The organism is Aliinostoc maniaoense (assembly GCF_058172895.1).
In genome coordinates this window covers 2,157,738-2,173,723 of the sequence record NZ_CP187952.1, presented here as the reverse complement: position 1 = coordinate 2,173,723, position 15,986 = coordinate 2,157,738, and the positions used below count along the sequence as shown (strand labels likewise).

Genomic DNA, 15,986 nt, shown 5'->3' with positions numbered 1-15,986 from the left:
GTAAGGATAACCGACTGCTGGGACTGGGAGTTATGCTGACTAGGCGAATTAATTATAGTCAGTCTTGGGTATTGCCAAGATTGAAAATAAAGGGAACATTACCCTGGGACTCACTACCCATGACTAATACTTTGGGCATTTGCGCTCCACCCGTTTTCCATGCTTCAATTGCTTCTTTTTGTAGTACTAATTGTCCCCCTTGAGCTTTGAGGGTTTCGGCTAAAAGTCTTTGCGCTTCAGCTTTACCTTTGGCACGATTAATTTCTGCTTGGGCTTCTTGTTCAGCTTCTCGTGCTACATAGACGGCTCTTTGGGCGCGTTGTTCAGCAATTTGTTTTTCTTCTACAGCTCTGGCAAACTCCGGGGAGAAAGTTAGGTCAACTACGCTAGTGTCTAACACAATTATTCCATATTTATCCAGGCGATCGCCTAGGGCATTATCAAAGTCTTCCTTGAGTTCACTACGTTTAGTAATTGCTTCTTCCACTGTTCTTCTAGCGGCAGCAATTTTGAATGATTCCTGGGTTTGGGGAGCAATGATTTTCGAGACAATATTTTCGAGAGTGCCTTGTTTTCTTCTCACTTCTACTACCTGGGTGGGATCGATGCGAAAGTTAATGGCAAATCTAGCAGTTAAATTTTGCAAGTCTTTAGTAGAGCTTTCCGCAGGCACTTCAAATTTTTGCACCGTTAAATCATACACGTCTATTACAGAAATAAAAGGAGGTTTCAAGTGAATACCCTCTATTAAAGCACCGTCCCTAGCTTTACCTAAAATGCTAATAACTCCTGCTTGTCCTGGATTGATAATAATAAAAGAATTTAACCCAACAATCACAATTATGGCTAATAAAATTCCCAAAACTGTGCTTTGTAAACTTGCTAATTGTTGATTTTTCAAGCTCCTATCTCCTTAATAGTGCTAAATGCTGCCTTACCGCGAACAACACTTACAGATCCAACTGTCTTCCGTGGTAGTATCAGGTTCTCCCAATTTTAAAGGGCTGTGACTATAGCATCTCCATCTCATTGGGTCTTAAAGCAGTTATCAGTTATCAGTCCTGACGGTGTATGGTGTGGTGTAAAAGCGCACCAACATTTTCTAGTAATGTGTGTGGTGTTTCACTCTCGAATTTTACCCAACACCTAACACTCTTAAAAGGGAGTAGACATTCCGTAAATCCTCTGTATCGCCTGTTTGACTATAAAAACCAGTATGATTAACCAATTTGGTTGGTGATTAAACTCTTTGTTCAGTTTTGCATAATATTTTGGACTTAGCCTCACCCGCTTTATTGATATTGCGGTGGATATGGTAGTTAAGCAGCAGGATTCTATCATTGCTCAGTGGGGAATATAAACATATCTTTAGGGCAATTTTGAATTTTTTCCCTGCTCACCGTTATCACTTGGATACTAGAGTCATTTTTTGAGTATCGTTATCAGTTATTTTGGCGTAACTTGGCACAGAATATCCAGCATAACTTACAGTTGGACGCATATAAACACCTACAGGAGTTGGAGTTAGCTTATGAATGGAGAACGTAGCACGGGGGGTTTAATGTCTATCCTCAGTGATGAGGTTAACCAACTTGAGGGTTTTTGGAATGTGGGAAGCTCACAATATTATCCAAGTCACCACAACTATTGTAGTCATTGGTGACGCATTCTTTGTCTTAGCTCCCAGTGTAGCGTGGATAGCTATTGTACTAATACTATTGATACTTTTGGCTTCAATGGCTGGAACTATCATCACCCAGCATCTTTCTGCAATTCGCAATACTGATTGTATTTAGTCCATCAAACGTGGACAATGAGTTGAGTCACAAATTCATTCAGATTTATCAATCCTGGCAGCAAGAACCCAGATGACACTAAGCGTAATCAGGGGATGAGAGCCAGGGGAATAGCTGCCCTTAGAGCGTAACACTTCGTGGAAGCAAGCTACCCGTGGCCTCTGGCTTCAGAAGCGGAACAAAGTCAATCAATTTTAGATTTTGGATTTTAGATTTTAGATTATCCCCATACATTAATGCAGGGGCTTGAATCTAAAATTCGGTCAATTACGAATTACGAATTACAAATTACGAATTAATTATGATGTTTGGTATTAATCAGCCCGAATCAGGGGACAATCAGTGGCGCGGTCAATTAGATCGATTTGTTAAGGGAAATCAGCAAGAATTAGCTGCTTTAGCTTGGGGTTTGTGGTTAGCAAATGGTGATAGTCAAGGTACTATTGGCATTGATTTGCAACCGACACCACATTTTGTTTATTGTCCTCAAGAATCTGTGGAAAAATTAAATAGTAATGTAGAAAATCGACTGCAAGAAATTTTAGGGATTATTGAGCATCATCAGCCAGAAGTAGAAGTATTAATGATAGGAATTGGTAAGGGTGAAATTAAGTTAATTCAGTTTGCACCAGAACCACCACCGCCAGTTTGTTTTGAGCAAGTTGGTCAAGATGTTGATGGGTTGTTGGATTTACTTGAACAACGCATGAGTGACGCGATTACAGCACTTTTGAAGTAAGCGAGGTACACCATAAGTAATAAGTAATGAGTAATGAGTAAGTAGAACGGTGTAAATAATTAAAGGTTTGTAGTAAGGACTTTAGTCCTCTCATACTACGAACTAAATGCAATTTTTTTTACATTACTTTACATAGTTTGGTTTTTTCAAGTCGTTCTACTTAAATACCCATGAATTATTACTTGTTAGTTAAAGAATGCGAAAAATCTCTTTTCCCAAAGATTGTGCATGAGTTTTTCACTTCTGAAAAGTTACAAAATCAACACTCTAGTGGCTTGGCAAGGCTAAAATAGTCGAAAAATTGTAGGTTGGGTTGACGTTAGGAAACCCAACGCCATAACCAATGTTGGGTTTCGCTAATCCATCACTTTAGGCTTCTCAGTCTACTACTAGTGTGTGCAAACTATCTCAAGGAAACCAGTAGATTTTGATTAATGGTCATTTGTAGGTCTGTATCTGGGTCAATGACGATTAAGTCTACGCTGTTACGGCCAAAGAATAAACCAATTAACCCACCAATAGCCGCACCGCCTAAAACTTCCTCCGTAGCAATGGCGCGATCGCCTGTTACCGCAGATACCGCAGCAGCCGCGCCTGCACCTAAAACAGTATTTTTGAGAATTGTACTAGTGCTAGTACCTTTATTCACAGTTTGAGTCTTGGTAATAACTTCAGATGTGGCGTTAAGATCATACTCTTGACCTGTGGTTAACACCAGTTTTTGAGCAACAAACTGAGAACCACCAGGCGCAGGTCTGAGTTGACCAACTACTTGACTACCAGCCGCCACAACTACATTACCTTCTTGAGTCACGACGTTTTGCGCCACTGTTAATGATAAAGGTGCTGTTTCATCCTTGGTGACGAGAATCTTTTGGGCTTTATCGTACTTCACAGGAATAACTGTTCCTTGAGGAATGGTTACAGCTACTGGTGTGGGGGTTGTGGGTTGAATAGCTACAATATAGGGCGAATTAATTGCTGAAGCTTGATTAGAGCTAACTAATGCTTGGTAAATAAAAGCCGCTACCTGGGCGCGTGTGGCGGTGCTGGTGGGACTTAAAAATCTCAGGTTGGGATAGTTGACTACAATTTGTTTTTCGGTAGCCGCAGCAATGGGACTACGGGCATAACCTGCTATGTTATTAGCATCGTTGAAATATTGCAGAGTGCTTTCAACGTTACCGCTAGGAGCATATTCTAAACCATTGGCTAGCGCAACTAAAACTTGCTGCCGAGGAATGTTTTCATTTGGTCTGAAGTTATTACCGGGATACCCTGATAAAAAACCAATGGTGTAGGCTTGCTGAATAGCATTGTATGCCCAATAGTTGCTGGGTACATCAACAAATCCAATGGGTTGGCGTTGGGGTGCTTTTGAAAAAGCTTTGTTGACCATTGCGGCAAATTGAGCGCGGGTGACTGGTTCTTCTGGACGGAAACTACCATCAGGAAAACCAGCAATGACACCACGCTGTGATAATTCTCGAATAAATTGGGCTGCCCAGTAATTAGATGAAACGTCAGAAAAAGTAGTTTGAGCAAAGGATGGAGCAGCCACAACAAAAGGCGCAATAGCCCCAGTTGTGATGCTCAAAGCCATAAGTGCAGCTGTGCTAGATTGCCAATGATTTAGTTTAAACATATACTTTATTTTTCCACACCATTATTTGTTTCTGCTGTTAACTCCTTAGACATTTTATACATTAAAAGGTTTCCTATTTATCTGTTTTATGAGAAAAATTGGTTTTCTAGCAATTTTTAATTATGTGGGTATTTATCTCGGTCATCTTATTTAATAAGTAATACCGTTTCTTGATGTAGCTTGCCTGGCGTAGCCATAGATGCACTTTATTCTGTACTGTAGAGACGTTGCATGCAACGTCTCTACATCATTTATTTGGCGCAACTTCATAGAGAATTGGTATAATCATGCAAATTTTAGATAGGAATTGAATTTGATTGATGAAACTCTTAGATAATGGTCAAAAAATCAGCGATCGCTATTTTTAATTAATTAGCGATCGCTGATTTATGATGATGACGTTCACAACTAAAATTAGGTAAATCTTAGTAGGGAACTACATCCACATTCAAGTTAGAAGTCAGTGATAATCTGAGGTCAGATTCTGGTCTAATGACAAATACTTCAGTTTCTTTCTTGCGTAGTGTAATACTAGCTAAAGCACCAGCCGCCGCCCCAATTAAAGGTTCTCCCAACTCTATTTTTCTATTACCTGTAATCAGGGAAATTGCAGTAGCAGCACCAGCCCCAATTGCTGCGTCTGTTAGTACCTTGCTAGAGTCATTTTTACTGATTTTTTCAGTTTGGGTGATAGTTTGAGAATTAGCATTAATCATTTGCCGTCTGCCAGAGGCATAGACTAATTCTCTAGCTACAAATCTTACGCCTCTAACATTATCTCTACTGTTGCTATCTGTGGAATATTGTCCATCAAAATATACTGGTTCTAGTTGTCCAATCACTTGAGTACCAGCAGGAATCAAGACATTTCTATTGCCATCAATAATATTGTTAGCAACTCTCAAAGTTAAGTTTAAGGTTTCTCCACGACTAACAACAACTTTTTCTTTTTCATGTCTGACGGGAAATGTCACTCCAGACGGGATAGCTACTCTTCTAGTTTGTCCAATATTGTATTGAGCATTGGCCACAGGAGCAAAGGCAATTATCGGGGTCATTGCACCTGTGGTAATTGTCATTGCCATGAGTGCGGCTGCTCCAGGTTTCCATTGATTCAGGTGTTTCATAAACTTTTGAGGTTTCATGCCGTTGATAGGTTTAATGACGGCCATTTACTGAGATTGTTTCTGCGTTCTTTTAAACCTGTATGTAGGCATATTTACAAAAATATCAGGAGAGTAAGAGTAGTGATGAAGGGAGAGAAAAAGTATAAATTCTGTATAGAAAAAATACGCAGCCAATCGTTTTGAGAGACACAATTTCAACGCATTTATGCCAATTTAATTGGATTGTTTGTATATTACTTTTAGCGATCGCTTTTCATGTCATGTATCGTAAAAATTTACCGACACTCAAAGCACTGAACAAAAATTTATGATAAAATTTTGACTATAAAAACCCTGTGGGAATCCCTTATTTAACGGATGTTAATTTTTTGTTAGCATCCGCTAAATAAGGTTCAATCTTGTTTAAGCAGGCGAATCTATTCATCCAGTATTTTGACTGCGATGCTCAGCTGTAACAAAGTGTAAGAGTCTAAATCCTTCTTCCAAGAGGTAATTATTATGGAAGCAAGCTACCCGTAGCATCTCGTAGAGACGCGGGACTAAGTCCATTGTGAATTAAGTAGCTTGCTTGCCGCAGGGAATTACGAATTACGTAGCTTGCTACTCGCTTTGCGAGTATTACGAATTACGAATTTGCTTAATGGTGATGGTGATGATGATGAATAGCTATGTGTGGATTTACAGTCACACCTTGCTCATGTTGTAACTCAGCAATGTGATGATCTGCCCATTGTGCAACCATTGCTAAAAACTCTGGATGGTCATTTACACAAGACATTTGTACATAATCCACATCAGGATACTTTTTCTCTAAAGCATGAATAATGTGGTGTACATCTAATAAAGTTTCATGGTTTTCGGTAGCAAAACCAATAGGCATAAATACGACTGCTTTTGCACCCAATTGAATCAGGTTATTGGCTGCTTGTGTAGCATTTGGTTGTGTCCATTCAATTAACGGTGTGTCATGATTGAGCCAACCTACCGAAATTAAGGGATAGCGATTGATTAACTTATCCCGCACCAAATCATATAATGCTTGACTTTCAGTAATCCCAGATGTGAATCCTTTGGCTTTATGAGGGCAACCATGATTCATCAACACAATACCAATTTGAGAAGGTAAATATGCTGCGGCTAAATCAGCGTTAATTTTCTCCTCAACTAAACGCGCCATTAAATTAATATATTCCGGTTCGTTATAAAAAGACGGAATATAACGCAGTCCTTTTACCCAATGGTGATCTCCATCAGTCATGCCAGCGAGAGCTTTATTAACTTGCTCGATCGCAATTCCACTAGTGAAGATAGAATCAACCACTAATAGGGGGTAAATCAGTATTTTATCAAAGCCTTGGTCTTTAATTTCTGCTAGAACTTGTTGCGGTAAAAAAGGAGCGCAGAAATTAAACGCTTTGAAAACTTGGACACTATTACCCCATTTAGCTTGTAATATTTGTTCAAGTCCAGCCCGTTGCTGTTCAAAGATAGCATTGTGGGGGGAGATAAAATCGTGGTGTTGGTGTCCCCACTCGTGGCGGTCAAATAATGCTAATAATTTTGCTAAAGGTGGATAAATCCAGGTTGGTACAGGTGCGAATTTAGCAGTAAGTAGATTTAAAGCCTGTTCGTTATAGTTGGCGAAATCTTCGTAGCTTTCAACTTCACCATATCCCATGAGCAAAACTGCTACTCTGTCGTGAGTCGATAAATGCTCCTGGGTGTTTTGTAATTTTTCCGGCGTGGCAACCACAATGAGTTCCTCAATATAAACCAGAATGCACAGAGAAACCACCAACTATCAGATAGCTGAGGTCTTTTCTAATTAATAAATCTATTATCCCATCCCCCCGGATGGGATAACGAGAAAATTGATAATAATATATCAAAAGACATACTAGTGTTATTACTTGATACCGAGTGTTAAACATGGTTAAGGGATGAAGACTAAGAGGCAGGGGGGTAGGGTGCAGGGGGGCAGGGGGCAGGGTGCAGGGGGAGACAAGGGAGACAAGGGAGGGGGGAGTGTGGGGGGAAAGATTTGTTCTCCACCATCCCACACCAAGCACACCAAGCACACCCTGCCCTGACGAGGTTTCAGCTTAACAAGCGTGCCATTCCCCAATGCCCGATGCCCGATGCCCAATGCCCGATGCCCAATGCCCAATGCCCAATTCCTATTGAATAATGACTATAATTATTTGCCCTGGCATCCATGAGAAACAATTGACTGAAAACTTTATTTCGGGATGCTTATATGGAGGCTCAAATCACTCCATGAGTCAAAATAGAGATCAACAGGTGCTGTCTGATAAGGAGGGCAAGAAAATCGCTTTACCTTTAGATCCTTATACCCCCAATTCCGATTTATTAGTTGTACCAGTAGAGGGAATTTCCGCTTTATCAGGACTTCATATTTGGCAGTTTCTGCACGATCGCCTGCACAATAGGCTAAAATCGCCAGTTATGTTCATCAGCTTTAGTGCTGGTGTAGTGGGAGCGATCGCAGCTGCTACACAATGGCAAATGATGGGAGGTAATGTCAAAGCGTTTATTGCCATAGATGGATGGGGAGTGCCACTATGGGGAAACTTTCCCATTCACCGTCTCAGCCATGATTATTTTACTCATTGGAGTTCATTATTACTCGGTAGTGGGCAAGATAACTTTTATGCAGACCCACCTGTTGATCATTTAACCATGTGGCGATCGCCCCAAAATGTCCCAGGTTGCCGGATAGATACCTCCCAAGGTGAAATTACCACCCCAAAAACCCGTCTAACAGCAGCCGCATTTTTAAATTTATTATTAAAACGTTATGAAGAAAAATAATTCCGGAAAAGATTATCAGTACATAGGAGTGAGAAATATAGCATATTGGCAGAAATGACAATGAGCAATGAAGATTAGGCACAGGGGGAGCAGAGGGCAGAGGAGGCAGGGGAGCAGGGGGCAGGGGGAGTAAAACTTTTCAATTTTGAATTTTGAATTTATATACCCAATGCCCTATGCCCAATGCCCAATGCCCCAAAATTTCTTAATTTTGAATTTTGAATTTTGAATTTATATGCCCCATGCCCATCTACCGTAGTTAAAATACCAAAGTGACCCATGTTTCCAACTGAACCGGCTGCCGTCAATAATGGGTTTGGCGCACTGCTAAAAAATCGAAATTTTATGCTCCTGTGGATGGGACAATTGTTATCCCAGTTAGGAGATAAAGTCTTCTTCGTCTTAATGGTGGCGTTGCTGGAGAATTATCCACCGCTTCCGGGTTTAGCACAAAACTCCATGTACTCAATTTTGATGGTAGCATTTACTCTACCTGCAATTTTATTGGGTTCTGCTGGTGGTATTTTTGTTGACCGCTTCTCGAAAAAGCTGATATTGGTTGGCTCGGATGTCATACAGGCAATATTGGTATTATTAATAGCCTTTGCGCCACGAGATTTTCTACTGTTTTTAATTCTGACGTTTGCAATTTCTGCTTTAGCACAGTTTTTTGCCCCAGCCGAACAGGCGGCTATTCCTGTATTGGTACGCAAAGAAAATTTTATGGCTGCCAACGCTCTGTACAGTAGCACCATGATGGGGGCTTTAATTGTCGGTTTTGCCATTGGAGAGCCGATATTGAGTTTGGCTAAGTCTTGGTTGGGAGCAGGCTATGGTCAAGAAGCGGTGGTGGGGGGATTATATTTATTCTCAGCATTAGCCTTTCAGTTAGTTGATTTTAAATCAGAACACAAATCAGTGAGCGATCGCAGATCAGGAATCGATCCTTGGGCTGATTTCAAAGAAGGCTTGCGCTATCTCAAAAAAAATCGTCTGGTATTAAATGCCATGCTGCAACTCACCACCTTGTATTGTGTGTTTGCAGCTTTAATGGTGTTGGCGATTAGATTAGCCGCCGATTTTGGTTTAAAAGAAAAACAATTTGGCTTTTTCTTAGCAGCAGCCGGGGTAGGTATGGTTTTAGGTGCAGCCATTTTAGGTCACTGGGGCGATAAACTTCATCATAAACCCTTACCCTTAATCGGATTTTTGGTGATGGCCTTAGTTTTAGGCGTATTTACCTTTACTCACAGTCTTTTACTCGCTCTAGGACTTTGTGGATTATTAGGTATAGGAGCTTCCTTAATCGGTGTACCGATGCAAACTCTCATTCAACACCAAACCCCACCAACAATGTATGGTAAGGTGTTCGGCTTTCAAAATCATGCAGTAAACATTGCCCTATCAGCACCCTTAGCTATTACTGGCCCATTAACTGACGCTCTCGGCTTAAGAACTGTATTAGTAGGAATGAGTTTTGTAGTTGCCACCGTCGGCATTTGGGCATGGAAAAACACCAGACGAGTTTTGCAGGATGTGATTTAGTTATTGGGCATGGGGCATATAAATTCAAAATTCAAAATTCAAAATTCAAAATTAGGGAATTTTGGGGCATCGGGCATCGGGCATCCGGCAGGGTGTGGGATGGTGGAGAACAAATTTTTCCCCCCCACACTCCCCTCTCTCCCCACACTCCCCCTGCTCCCCTGCTCCCCTGCTCCCTTGTCTCCCTTGTCTCCCCCCGCTCCCCTACACCCCTGCCCCCTCCCTCCCCTCACCTTCCAGCATAAGTCAGGGAAAATTAACTAATTTGAATTATTCCAGTCATACACTAAAATTATGAGTTATCTTGTGTAGTCAGTTTTAAGCATGATCTAGATCACTCAGCTACATCCTAGAGAGAGAAATTTCAGTCATAATTTGGTTGAAGTTTTACATTAAAATTGACATATTAAATACAGAAATTCCGTATTAACTTAGCTATCGTCTGAGGTTTGATCGTGACTGTCAGCTTGCCTTCCCCGACTAGTCCCTCACAAACAGAGCAACACGCCCAGTCTGCCGGCTCTACTTCATCAGTTGTGACCCCAAAACGGGCAACTGGTGGTTTTGCCCTACTGGATAGCCTGCTGCGCCACGGTGTTGAATATATTTTTGGCTATCCCGGTGGAGCAATTCTGCCGATTTATGATGACCTGTACAAAGTAGAAGCGACTGGTAGTCTGAAGCATATTCTTGTGAGACATGAGCAAGGGGCGGCTCACGCTGCTGATGGATATGCCCGTGCAACTGGTAAAGTTGGTGTATGCTTTGGTACTTCTGGCCCTGGGGCGACTAACTTGGTGACAGGTATCGCTACAGCTTACATGGATTCGATTCCAATGGTAATTGTCACAGGACAAGTACCCCGGAAAATGATCGGTACAGATGCTTTCCAAGAAACAGATATTTACGGTATCACCTTACCAATAGTCAAACACTCCTATGTGGTGCGTGAACCGGCTGATATGGCACGCATTGTAGCAGAGGCGTTTCACATTGCTAGTACAGGTCGTCCAGGGCCAGTTTTAATTGATGTGCCAAAAGATGTGGCCTTTGAAGAATTTGATTATGTGCCTGTAGAACCAGGGACAGTCAAGTTACCGGGTTATCGTCCAACGGTGAAGGGGAATCCCCGACAAATTAACGCCGCAATTCAGTTAATTCAAGAAAGCCGTCGTCCTCTACTTTACGTTGGTGGGGGTGCGATCGCATCTAATGCCCACGCAGAAATTCAAGAATTAGCAGAGTTATTTAATATCCCCGTCACAACTACTTTGATGGGTATCGGTGCTTTTGATGAAAACCATCCCCTATCGTTGGGAATGTTGGGGATGCACGGCACAGCTTACGCTAACTTTGCAGTTAGTGATTGTGATTTACTCATTTGTGTAGGTGCAAGGTTTGATGACCGCGTTACCGGCAAATTAGATGAGTTTGCCTCCCGCGCCAAAGTCATTCATATCGACATCGACCCCGCAGAAGTCGGGAAAAACCGCGTCCCAGAAGTACCCATTGTTGGTGATGTGCGGAAGGTGTTAATTGAGTTGTTGCATCGCTGTAAACAAGCAGGCGCAAAAACCACAGCCAACCAAAATACTGAATGGCTCAATTTAGTGAATCGTTGGCGGGAAGAATATCCCTTAATTGTCCCCCAACATCCTGACAGTATTGCACCGCAAGAGGTAATCGTTGAAGTTGGTCGCCAAGCACCCCAGGCTTTCTACACGACAGATGTTGGTCAACATCAAATGTGGGCAGCACAATTCCTCAAGAATGCCCCTCGACGTTGGATTTCCAGCGCAGGTTTAGGCACAATGGGTTTTGGTCTACCAGCCGCTATTGGTGCAAAGGTAGCTTTTCCTAATGAGCAAGTCATCTGTATTAGTGGTGATGCAAGTTTCCAAATGTGTTTACAAGAATTGGGAACAGCAGCACAATATGGCATTAATGTCAAGACCGTAATTATCAACAACGGTTGGCAAGGAATGGTACGCCAGTGGCAACAAGCCTTCCACGGTGAACGCTACTCATGCTCCAATATGGAAGTAGGGATGCCAAATATTGAACTATTGGCACAAGCTTACGGCATTAAGGGGATAATCGTAACTGAGCGTGAGCAATTAAAAGATGCGATCGCGCAAATGTTAGCCTATGATGGCCCAGTAATTTTAGATGTTCACGTCACCAAAGACGAAAACTGCTACCCAATGGTAGCCCCTGGTAAGAGCAATGCTCAAATGGTCGGTTTACCCAAGCAACCACCAAAAGCAAACTTAGAACCAATTCATTGCAGCCATTGTGGTACAAAAAACCTACCAGACCATAAATTCTGTTCTGAGTGCGGCACTAAATTGTAGATACTTGCTATTTCAGCCAAACCTCTAACACCAACACCATAACCCCAGTTTCGTCAATAAACTGGGGTTCTCATGTATATAGATATATTTGCCAATTCTGCTTACGTAGCTTGCTTCCGCATAGCGTAATGAAGCGAAGCGTAACGGGGGGGAGCATCGTTACGAATTACGAATTACGAATTACGAATTACGAATTACTACTCCACTCCATCCAAAATCGCATTTAAATTATAAATACTCATATCTGGTGGTAATTCAGGCGGCGGCATAGGCTCTAGACTCGCACTGATACCATTTTTCATTTCTACTTCACAAACAGCTAAGTGCAAATCAAAATTTAATTCCCGGATAGTCTGCTGGACTTGTTCAGCATACCACTCAGGGAAAGAACTGATGAATATACTTGACTCAATTACTTCATAGTCTGCATCAATATCTTCACCTTCATCTCGGACTAGAGGAGGTATATCATTTGTCAGCTGATGTGTATTGACTGGGTAAAAAGGCATAAGCACTTCAAAATTAAAAATATTTTACTGTGACAGGTTACAAAATTAAAAATTAAAACACCTTTGCCAGCATAGGTATGTCAGAGAAAGTACTGTTAACACTTATTTACTTAGTAAGTAATAATACATACGTTCCAACGAGTAAATCCGTAACAGAGAAATTTTGAGCTAAGGACTTCCATCTGACTTGATTAGCTTCAAACCCTTGACATTTATTGATTTAGGTTTTTTGACAGTCGCATGATTATAAATTTTGTCCAAGGTATTGTTTATGGTAATACCAAGCTTATAAGTTGGCAATATTATCAGCACAGCAATAACCACCATAAATCAAGCATAAGTAGAAAATTTAACTCAGCACTGGCAATGATGCCAGCTTTTTTTATAAAAATATTGTTAAGAAATGTAACAAAAGTTTCCCTAATCTGATTGATAATATTACTATATAGTTATATAATTGAAAAACATTCAAGAGATGTCATTCAGTTAGTGGAATGACGAGGTTTGATTTATGGGGAAATTATTTAACGAGCTGAAGAAAGATATTTTGTATCAGCATGGAATGAATGCTTGTTTGAATTGTGGTGTATGTACTGCGGTATGTCCGGCGGCTGAGTTTAGCGATTATTCTCCTAGGGAAGTGATGAACACGGTGCAGTCGGAAGATGACGAAATGATTGAGGAATTACTTAAATCAGACAAAATTTGGTATTGCGGACAGTGTTTTTCTTGTAAAACTCGGTGTCCTAGAGGTAACAGTGCAGCCTCCGTAATTCTCGCTTTACGTCGCCTTTCAATTAGACATGGTTACTTTGCTGAGTCAGAAAAAGGCAGACAGCAATTAATCGCCAAGCGGGTGTTTGGGGAAAATATGCTCAAACGTGGTTACACCTTGCTGGCGGAGAATATTTCGCCTTCCCACTTCCCTGAACTCGGTGACAACTGGGAATACTATTACGAGCATATGCAAGAAATGCGGCAATGGTGGGATGTACCGATGAATCTGGAAAATAGCGCAGGTTCGCATCGGATGATTCCTGAAAAAGATATGAAAGAAGTGCGGGCAATTTATCAAACCACTGGTGCGGTTTCTTTGATGGATGCAGTGGAACAAGGCATGGAAAAGAAACTAGGTAGCAAGAAAGAAGTAGAGGAATATTGGCAAACCTGGCTAGAAACCGGCGATAGCAGAAATTACGAACTGAAATAAATACATAGGTTGAAAAATAATGAAACTGGCAGGAAAAAATCAGGCTTGGGAAAGACACCAAAAAGCTGTGCCATCCGTAGATGATGAAGGTGGGAAGTTGTGGGGATGCTTTCGGAGTTGTTTTCTTCAGAGTGCTGCCCCTTACACAGAAGGCATTGCATATAAAATTTTGAAAAATGATTTAGGTATGGAACTGCGGGAAGCAGCCGGACATACTTCCTGTGGTGCTATTGGTTATCACGGGGATGTGTCGAACCTGGAAACACAGATGGTGATGGCGGCGAGGAATTTTTCTGTGGCGCATCATGAACTGGGTGTAGATAATCTTTTTTCCTTTTGCGTTACTTCTTTCGCTAACTACACAGAAGTAATTAAACTTTGGGAGGAAGAACCAGAGTTAAAAGAATATACAGAAAAGACTTTGAAGGAAACTACCGGAAGGGAATTTTGGATTCCTCATGTTTCTGGTGGTAGACCTTCTGTGGTTCATGCTTCGGATGTGTTCTTTGCGAATCGTCATAAATTAGCCGCCAAAGCTAAGTACAGTCTCAAGGGCATTAAAGCTACAGACCATGTGGGATGCCACTACGGGAAGATTTTTCCAGGTGAGGCGATGGGTGGGGCTGAGTTCCCACAGGTGCTAGTTGGGTTGTTAGAAGCTTTTGGTGCAGAGATTGTTGACTATCCTGAACGCAGACATTGCTGTGGGATGGGCTTTCGTCAGTGTGCTTTTCCAGAAAATAGGGATTACACCGCTAGTAGTGTTTATAAGAAAATGGTGAGTCTGAAGGAGGCGCATCCAGACTGTAATTTAATTCTCACTAATTGTCCGGGGTGTACGGTGTTTCTTGATGCGGAACAAGGCACGATCAAAGAGGTGTTGGAAGAGGAGTTTAATGTCAGTATTATTGACTATGCTCAATTGACTGGGTTGTTGTTGGGTTATGACCCGTTTAAGGATTGTGGGTTGAATGCTAAGGCTGTGCCGATTGAGCCTTTGTTGGATAAGATTGGTATTCCTTATGACAGGAGTAAGACGGCGGAGGAGCGTAGGAGGCCGTTTTAATAGTCTGCGGTGTTGTATGGTTTTGGTTTTGTCTCACGCAAAGGCGCAAAGACGCAAAGAGTAGAAGAATTTTAAGGGTTAAATATCATGGGTAAGAATGTGGTAGTAATTGGGGGCGGTGTTGCTGGGATTGCGGCGGCGGGGAGGTTGCAGGATTTTGGGTATGAGGTGGTGTTAGTTGAGAAGGCGGCTGCTATTGGGGGTCATGTTAAGAATTGGTATAAGGTGTTTCCTGATTTTACTGATGCTACGGAAATTATCGGTAATTTGAAGGGTAATCTCGGTAAGACTAGGATTTTAACTGATTGTACGGTGACTGGGATTAGTGGGTCAGCACCTCATTTTCAAGTGACTACTTCGACGGGTGAAATTATCAATGCGGCTGCAATTTTGGTGGCGACGGGATTTAAGCCGTTTGATGCTGCTTTGAAGGAGGAATATGGTTATGGTATCTACGATAATTCTTTCACCTCAATTGAGTTAGATGCCATGTTGAAACATCACACGGTGAAGACGGCTGCTGGGAAAATACCTAAGAAGGTGGCGATGATTCACTGTGTTGGTTCTAGGGATGAGAAGGTCAATAATAATTACTGTTCTAGGGTCTGTTGTACGAACACGATTAAGGTAGCCATTGAACTTAAACAGCAGATTCCTGATTGTGAGATTTATTGTCTCTACATGGATATTCGGGTGTTTGGTCGCGGTTATGAGGAACTGTATCGCACTTCTCAGGAAGATTATGGGATTCAGTTTATTCGCGGTCGGTTGTCTGAGGCGAATGAGAAAACTGACGGTAATTTATTGTTAAGGCTGGAAGATACACTCACAGCTAGACCGATGCGGTTGACTGTAGATATGTTGGTGTTGATGGTGGGGATGTGCGCCAATACGGAATTGTCAGATGTAGCAGGGTTGAAGGTTGGTGCAGACCGCTTTTATGAAACTGCAAATATGCAATACTCTAACAATTCTTCTCTCAGAAAAGGAATTTTTCTGGCGGGGACAGCTACAGGGCCGAAAGCAATTATGGAATCTATTACCGATGGACGTTCAGCTGCGGCGGAAATTGCGGCTTTTTTAGCTAGTCAGTCTGTAGGTTCTCAAAATGGTTACTCGCCTGTGACGGAAATTGCAGCTTCACTTCATTAGGGTGTAAAAAA

The 15,986-nt window shown here is 41.7% G+C and carries 15 protein-coding genes; 9 read left to right on the top strand and 6 right to left on the bottom strand.

Features of this window, described 5'->3' with window-relative positions; all coding sequences use genetic code 11:
* Window positions 1-58 precede the first annotated feature (58 nt).
* Window positions 59-901 carry a prohibitin family protein gene (locus ACPZ3T_RS09695; RefSeq protein ID WP_490275602.1) on the bottom strand — a complete coding sequence of 281 codons (843 nt, stop codon included), beginning with the start codon at window positions 899-901 and terminating at the stop codon, window positions 59-61.
* Between the two features lie 706 nt (window positions 902-1,607).
* Here ACPZ3T_RS09695 and ACPZ3T_RS09690 point away from each other — a divergent pair.
* Both ACPZ3T_RS09690 and ccmS read left to right on the top strand, forming a co-directional pair.
* Complete coding sequence (locus ACPZ3T_RS09690; RefSeq protein WP_490275600.1) at window positions 1,608-1,796, top strand: hypothetical protein; 189 nt, start codon at window positions 1,608-1,610, stop codon at window positions 1,794-1,796.
* Window positions 1,797-2,097: 301 nt separating this feature from the next.
* The gene (gene ccmS, locus ACPZ3T_RS09685; RefSeq protein ID WP_490275598.1) at window positions 2,098-2,535 is read left to right on the top strand and encodes a beta-carboxysome assembly chaperone CcmS; all 438 of its coding nucleotides are present in this window, start codon (window positions 2,098-2,100) and stop codon (window positions 2,533-2,535) included.
* 403 nt (window positions 2,536-2,938) lie between these two features.
* On the opposite strand, the gene ACPZ3T_RS09680 is transcribed toward ccmS, so the two are convergent.
* From ACPZ3T_RS09680 to ACPZ3T_RS09670, 3 genes are all read right to left on the bottom strand, one after another.
* A complete protein-coding gene (locus ACPZ3T_RS09680) occupies window positions 2,939-4,180 on the bottom strand; it encodes an S-layer homology domain-containing protein (RefSeq protein ID WP_490275596.1) in 1,242 nt (413 codons plus the stop codon).
* A 425-nt stretch (window positions 4,181-4,605) separates the two neighbouring features.
* A complete protein-coding gene (locus ACPZ3T_RS09675) occupies window positions 4,606-5,307 on the bottom strand; it encodes a conjugal transfer protein TrbI (RefSeq protein WP_490275594.1) in 702 nt (233 codons plus the stop codon).
* Between the two features lie 637 nt (window positions 5,308-5,944).
* Entirely contained in the window at window positions 5,945-7,060 is a 1,116-nt protein-coding gene (locus tag ACPZ3T_RS09670) for a ferrochelatase (RefSeq protein ID WP_490277174.1), read from the bottom strand.
* A gap of 288 nt (window positions 7,061-7,348) precedes the next feature.
* Between ACPZ3T_RS09670 and ACPZ3T_RS09665 the strand changes: the two genes are divergently transcribed.
* The 3 genes from ACPZ3T_RS09665 (at window position 7,349) to ACPZ3T_RS09655 (ending at window position 9,684) form a co-directional block, all read left to right on the top strand.
* A complete protein-coding gene (locus ACPZ3T_RS09665) occupies window positions 7,349-7,495 on the top strand; it encodes a hypothetical protein (RefSeq protein ID WP_490275592.1) in 147 nt (48 codons plus the stop codon).
* Complete coding sequence (locus tag ACPZ3T_RS09660) at window positions 7,495-8,139, top strand: hypothetical protein (RefSeq protein WP_490275590.1); 645 nt, start codon at window positions 7,495-7,497, stop codon at window positions 8,137-8,139. Before ACPZ3T_RS09665 ends, ACPZ3T_RS09660 begins: the two co-directional genes overlap by 1 nt.
* A gap of 279 nt (window positions 8,140-8,418) precedes the next feature.
* Window positions 8,419-9,684, top strand: a complete 1,266-nt coding sequence (locus ACPZ3T_RS09655) for an MFS transporter (RefSeq protein ID WP_490275587.1) — start codon at window positions 8,419-8,421, stop codon at window positions 9,682-9,684.
* 38 nt (window positions 9,685-9,722) lie between these two features.
* On the opposite strand, the gene ACPZ3T_RS09650 is transcribed toward ACPZ3T_RS09655, so the two are convergent.
* The gene (locus tag ACPZ3T_RS09650) at window positions 9,723-9,917 is read right to left on the bottom strand and encodes a hypothetical protein (RefSeq protein WP_490275585.1); all 195 of its coding nucleotides are present in this window, start codon (window positions 9,915-9,917) and stop codon (window positions 9,723-9,725) included.
* Window positions 9,918-10,139: 222 nt separating this feature from the next.
* On the opposite strand from ACPZ3T_RS09650, the gene ilvB reads away from it, so the two are divergent.
* Entirely contained in the window at window positions 10,140-12,038 is a 1,899-nt protein-coding gene (ilvB, locus tag ACPZ3T_RS09645) for a biosynthetic-type acetolactate synthase large subunit (protein ID WP_490275583.1), read from the top strand.
* Window positions 12,039-12,235: 197 nt separating this feature from the next.
* On the opposite strand, the gene ACPZ3T_RS09640 is transcribed toward ilvB, so the two are convergent.
* On the bottom strand, window positions 12,236-12,547 hold the full coding sequence (locus ACPZ3T_RS09640) for a hypothetical protein (RefSeq protein ID WP_490275580.1): 312 nt from the start codon (window positions 12,545-12,547) through the stop codon (window positions 12,236-12,238).
* 511 nt (window positions 12,548-13,058) lie between these two features.
* Between ACPZ3T_RS09640 and ACPZ3T_RS09635 the strand changes: the two genes are divergently transcribed.
* The 3 genes from ACPZ3T_RS09635 (at window position 13,059) to ACPZ3T_RS09625 (ending at window position 15,975) form a co-directional block, all read left to right on the top strand.
* Complete coding sequence (locus ACPZ3T_RS09635; protein ID WP_490275578.1) at window positions 13,059-13,757, top strand: 4Fe-4S dicluster domain-containing protein; 699 nt, start codon at window positions 13,059-13,061, stop codon at window positions 13,755-13,757.
* Window positions 13,758-13,776: 19 nt separating this feature from the next.
* Window positions 13,777-14,823, top strand: coding sequence for a heterodisulfide reductase-related iron-sulfur binding cluster (locus ACPZ3T_RS09630; RefSeq protein WP_490275576.1), 1,047 nt, complete (start codon window positions 13,777-13,779; stop codon window positions 14,821-14,823).
* An 87-nt stretch (window positions 14,824-14,910) separates the two neighbouring features.
* Entirely contained in the window at window positions 14,911-15,975 is a 1,065-nt protein-coding gene (locus tag ACPZ3T_RS09625; protein ID WP_490275574.1) for an FAD-dependent oxidoreductase, read from the top strand.
* Window positions 15,976-15,986 lie beyond the last annotated feature (11 nt).

Coding starts and splice junctions, on each gene's coding strand:
- ACPZ3T_RS09655 (WP_490275587.1), top strand. CDS start 8,419: ATGTTTCCAACTGAACCGGCTGCCGTCAATAATGGGTTTGGCGCACTG.
- ACPZ3T_RS09630 (WP_490275576.1), top strand. CDS start 13,777: ATGAAACTGGCAGGAAAAAATCAGGCTTGGGAAAGACACCAAAAAGCT.
- ccmS (WP_490275598.1), top strand. CDS start 2,098: ATGATGTTTGGTATTAATCAGCCCGAATCAGGGGACAATCAGTGGCGC.
- ACPZ3T_RS09690 (WP_490275600.1), top strand. CDS start 1,608: ATGTGGGAAGCTCACAATATTATCCAAGTCACCACAACTATTGTAGTC.
- ACPZ3T_RS09660 (WP_490275590.1), top strand. CDS start 7,495: ATGACTATAATTATTTGCCCTGGCATCCATGAGAAACAATTGACTGAA.
- ACPZ3T_RS09680 (WP_490275596.1), bottom strand. CDS start 4,180: ATGTTTAAACTAAATCATTGGCAATCTAGCACAGCTGCACTTATGGCT.
- ACPZ3T_RS09675 (WP_490275594.1), bottom strand. CDS start 5,307: ATGAAACACCTGAATCAATGGAAACCTGGAGCAGCCGCACTCATGGCA.
- ACPZ3T_RS09625 (WP_490275574.1), top strand. CDS start 14,911: ATGGGTAAGAATGTGGTAGTAATTGGGGGCGGTGTTGCTGGGATTGCG.
- ACPZ3T_RS09635 (WP_490275578.1), top strand. CDS start 13,059: ATGGGGAAATTATTTAACGAGCTGAAGAAAGATATTTTGTATCAGCAT.
- ACPZ3T_RS09640 (WP_490275580.1), bottom strand. CDS start 12,547: ATGCCTTTTTACCCAGTCAATACACATCAGCTGACAAATGATATACCT.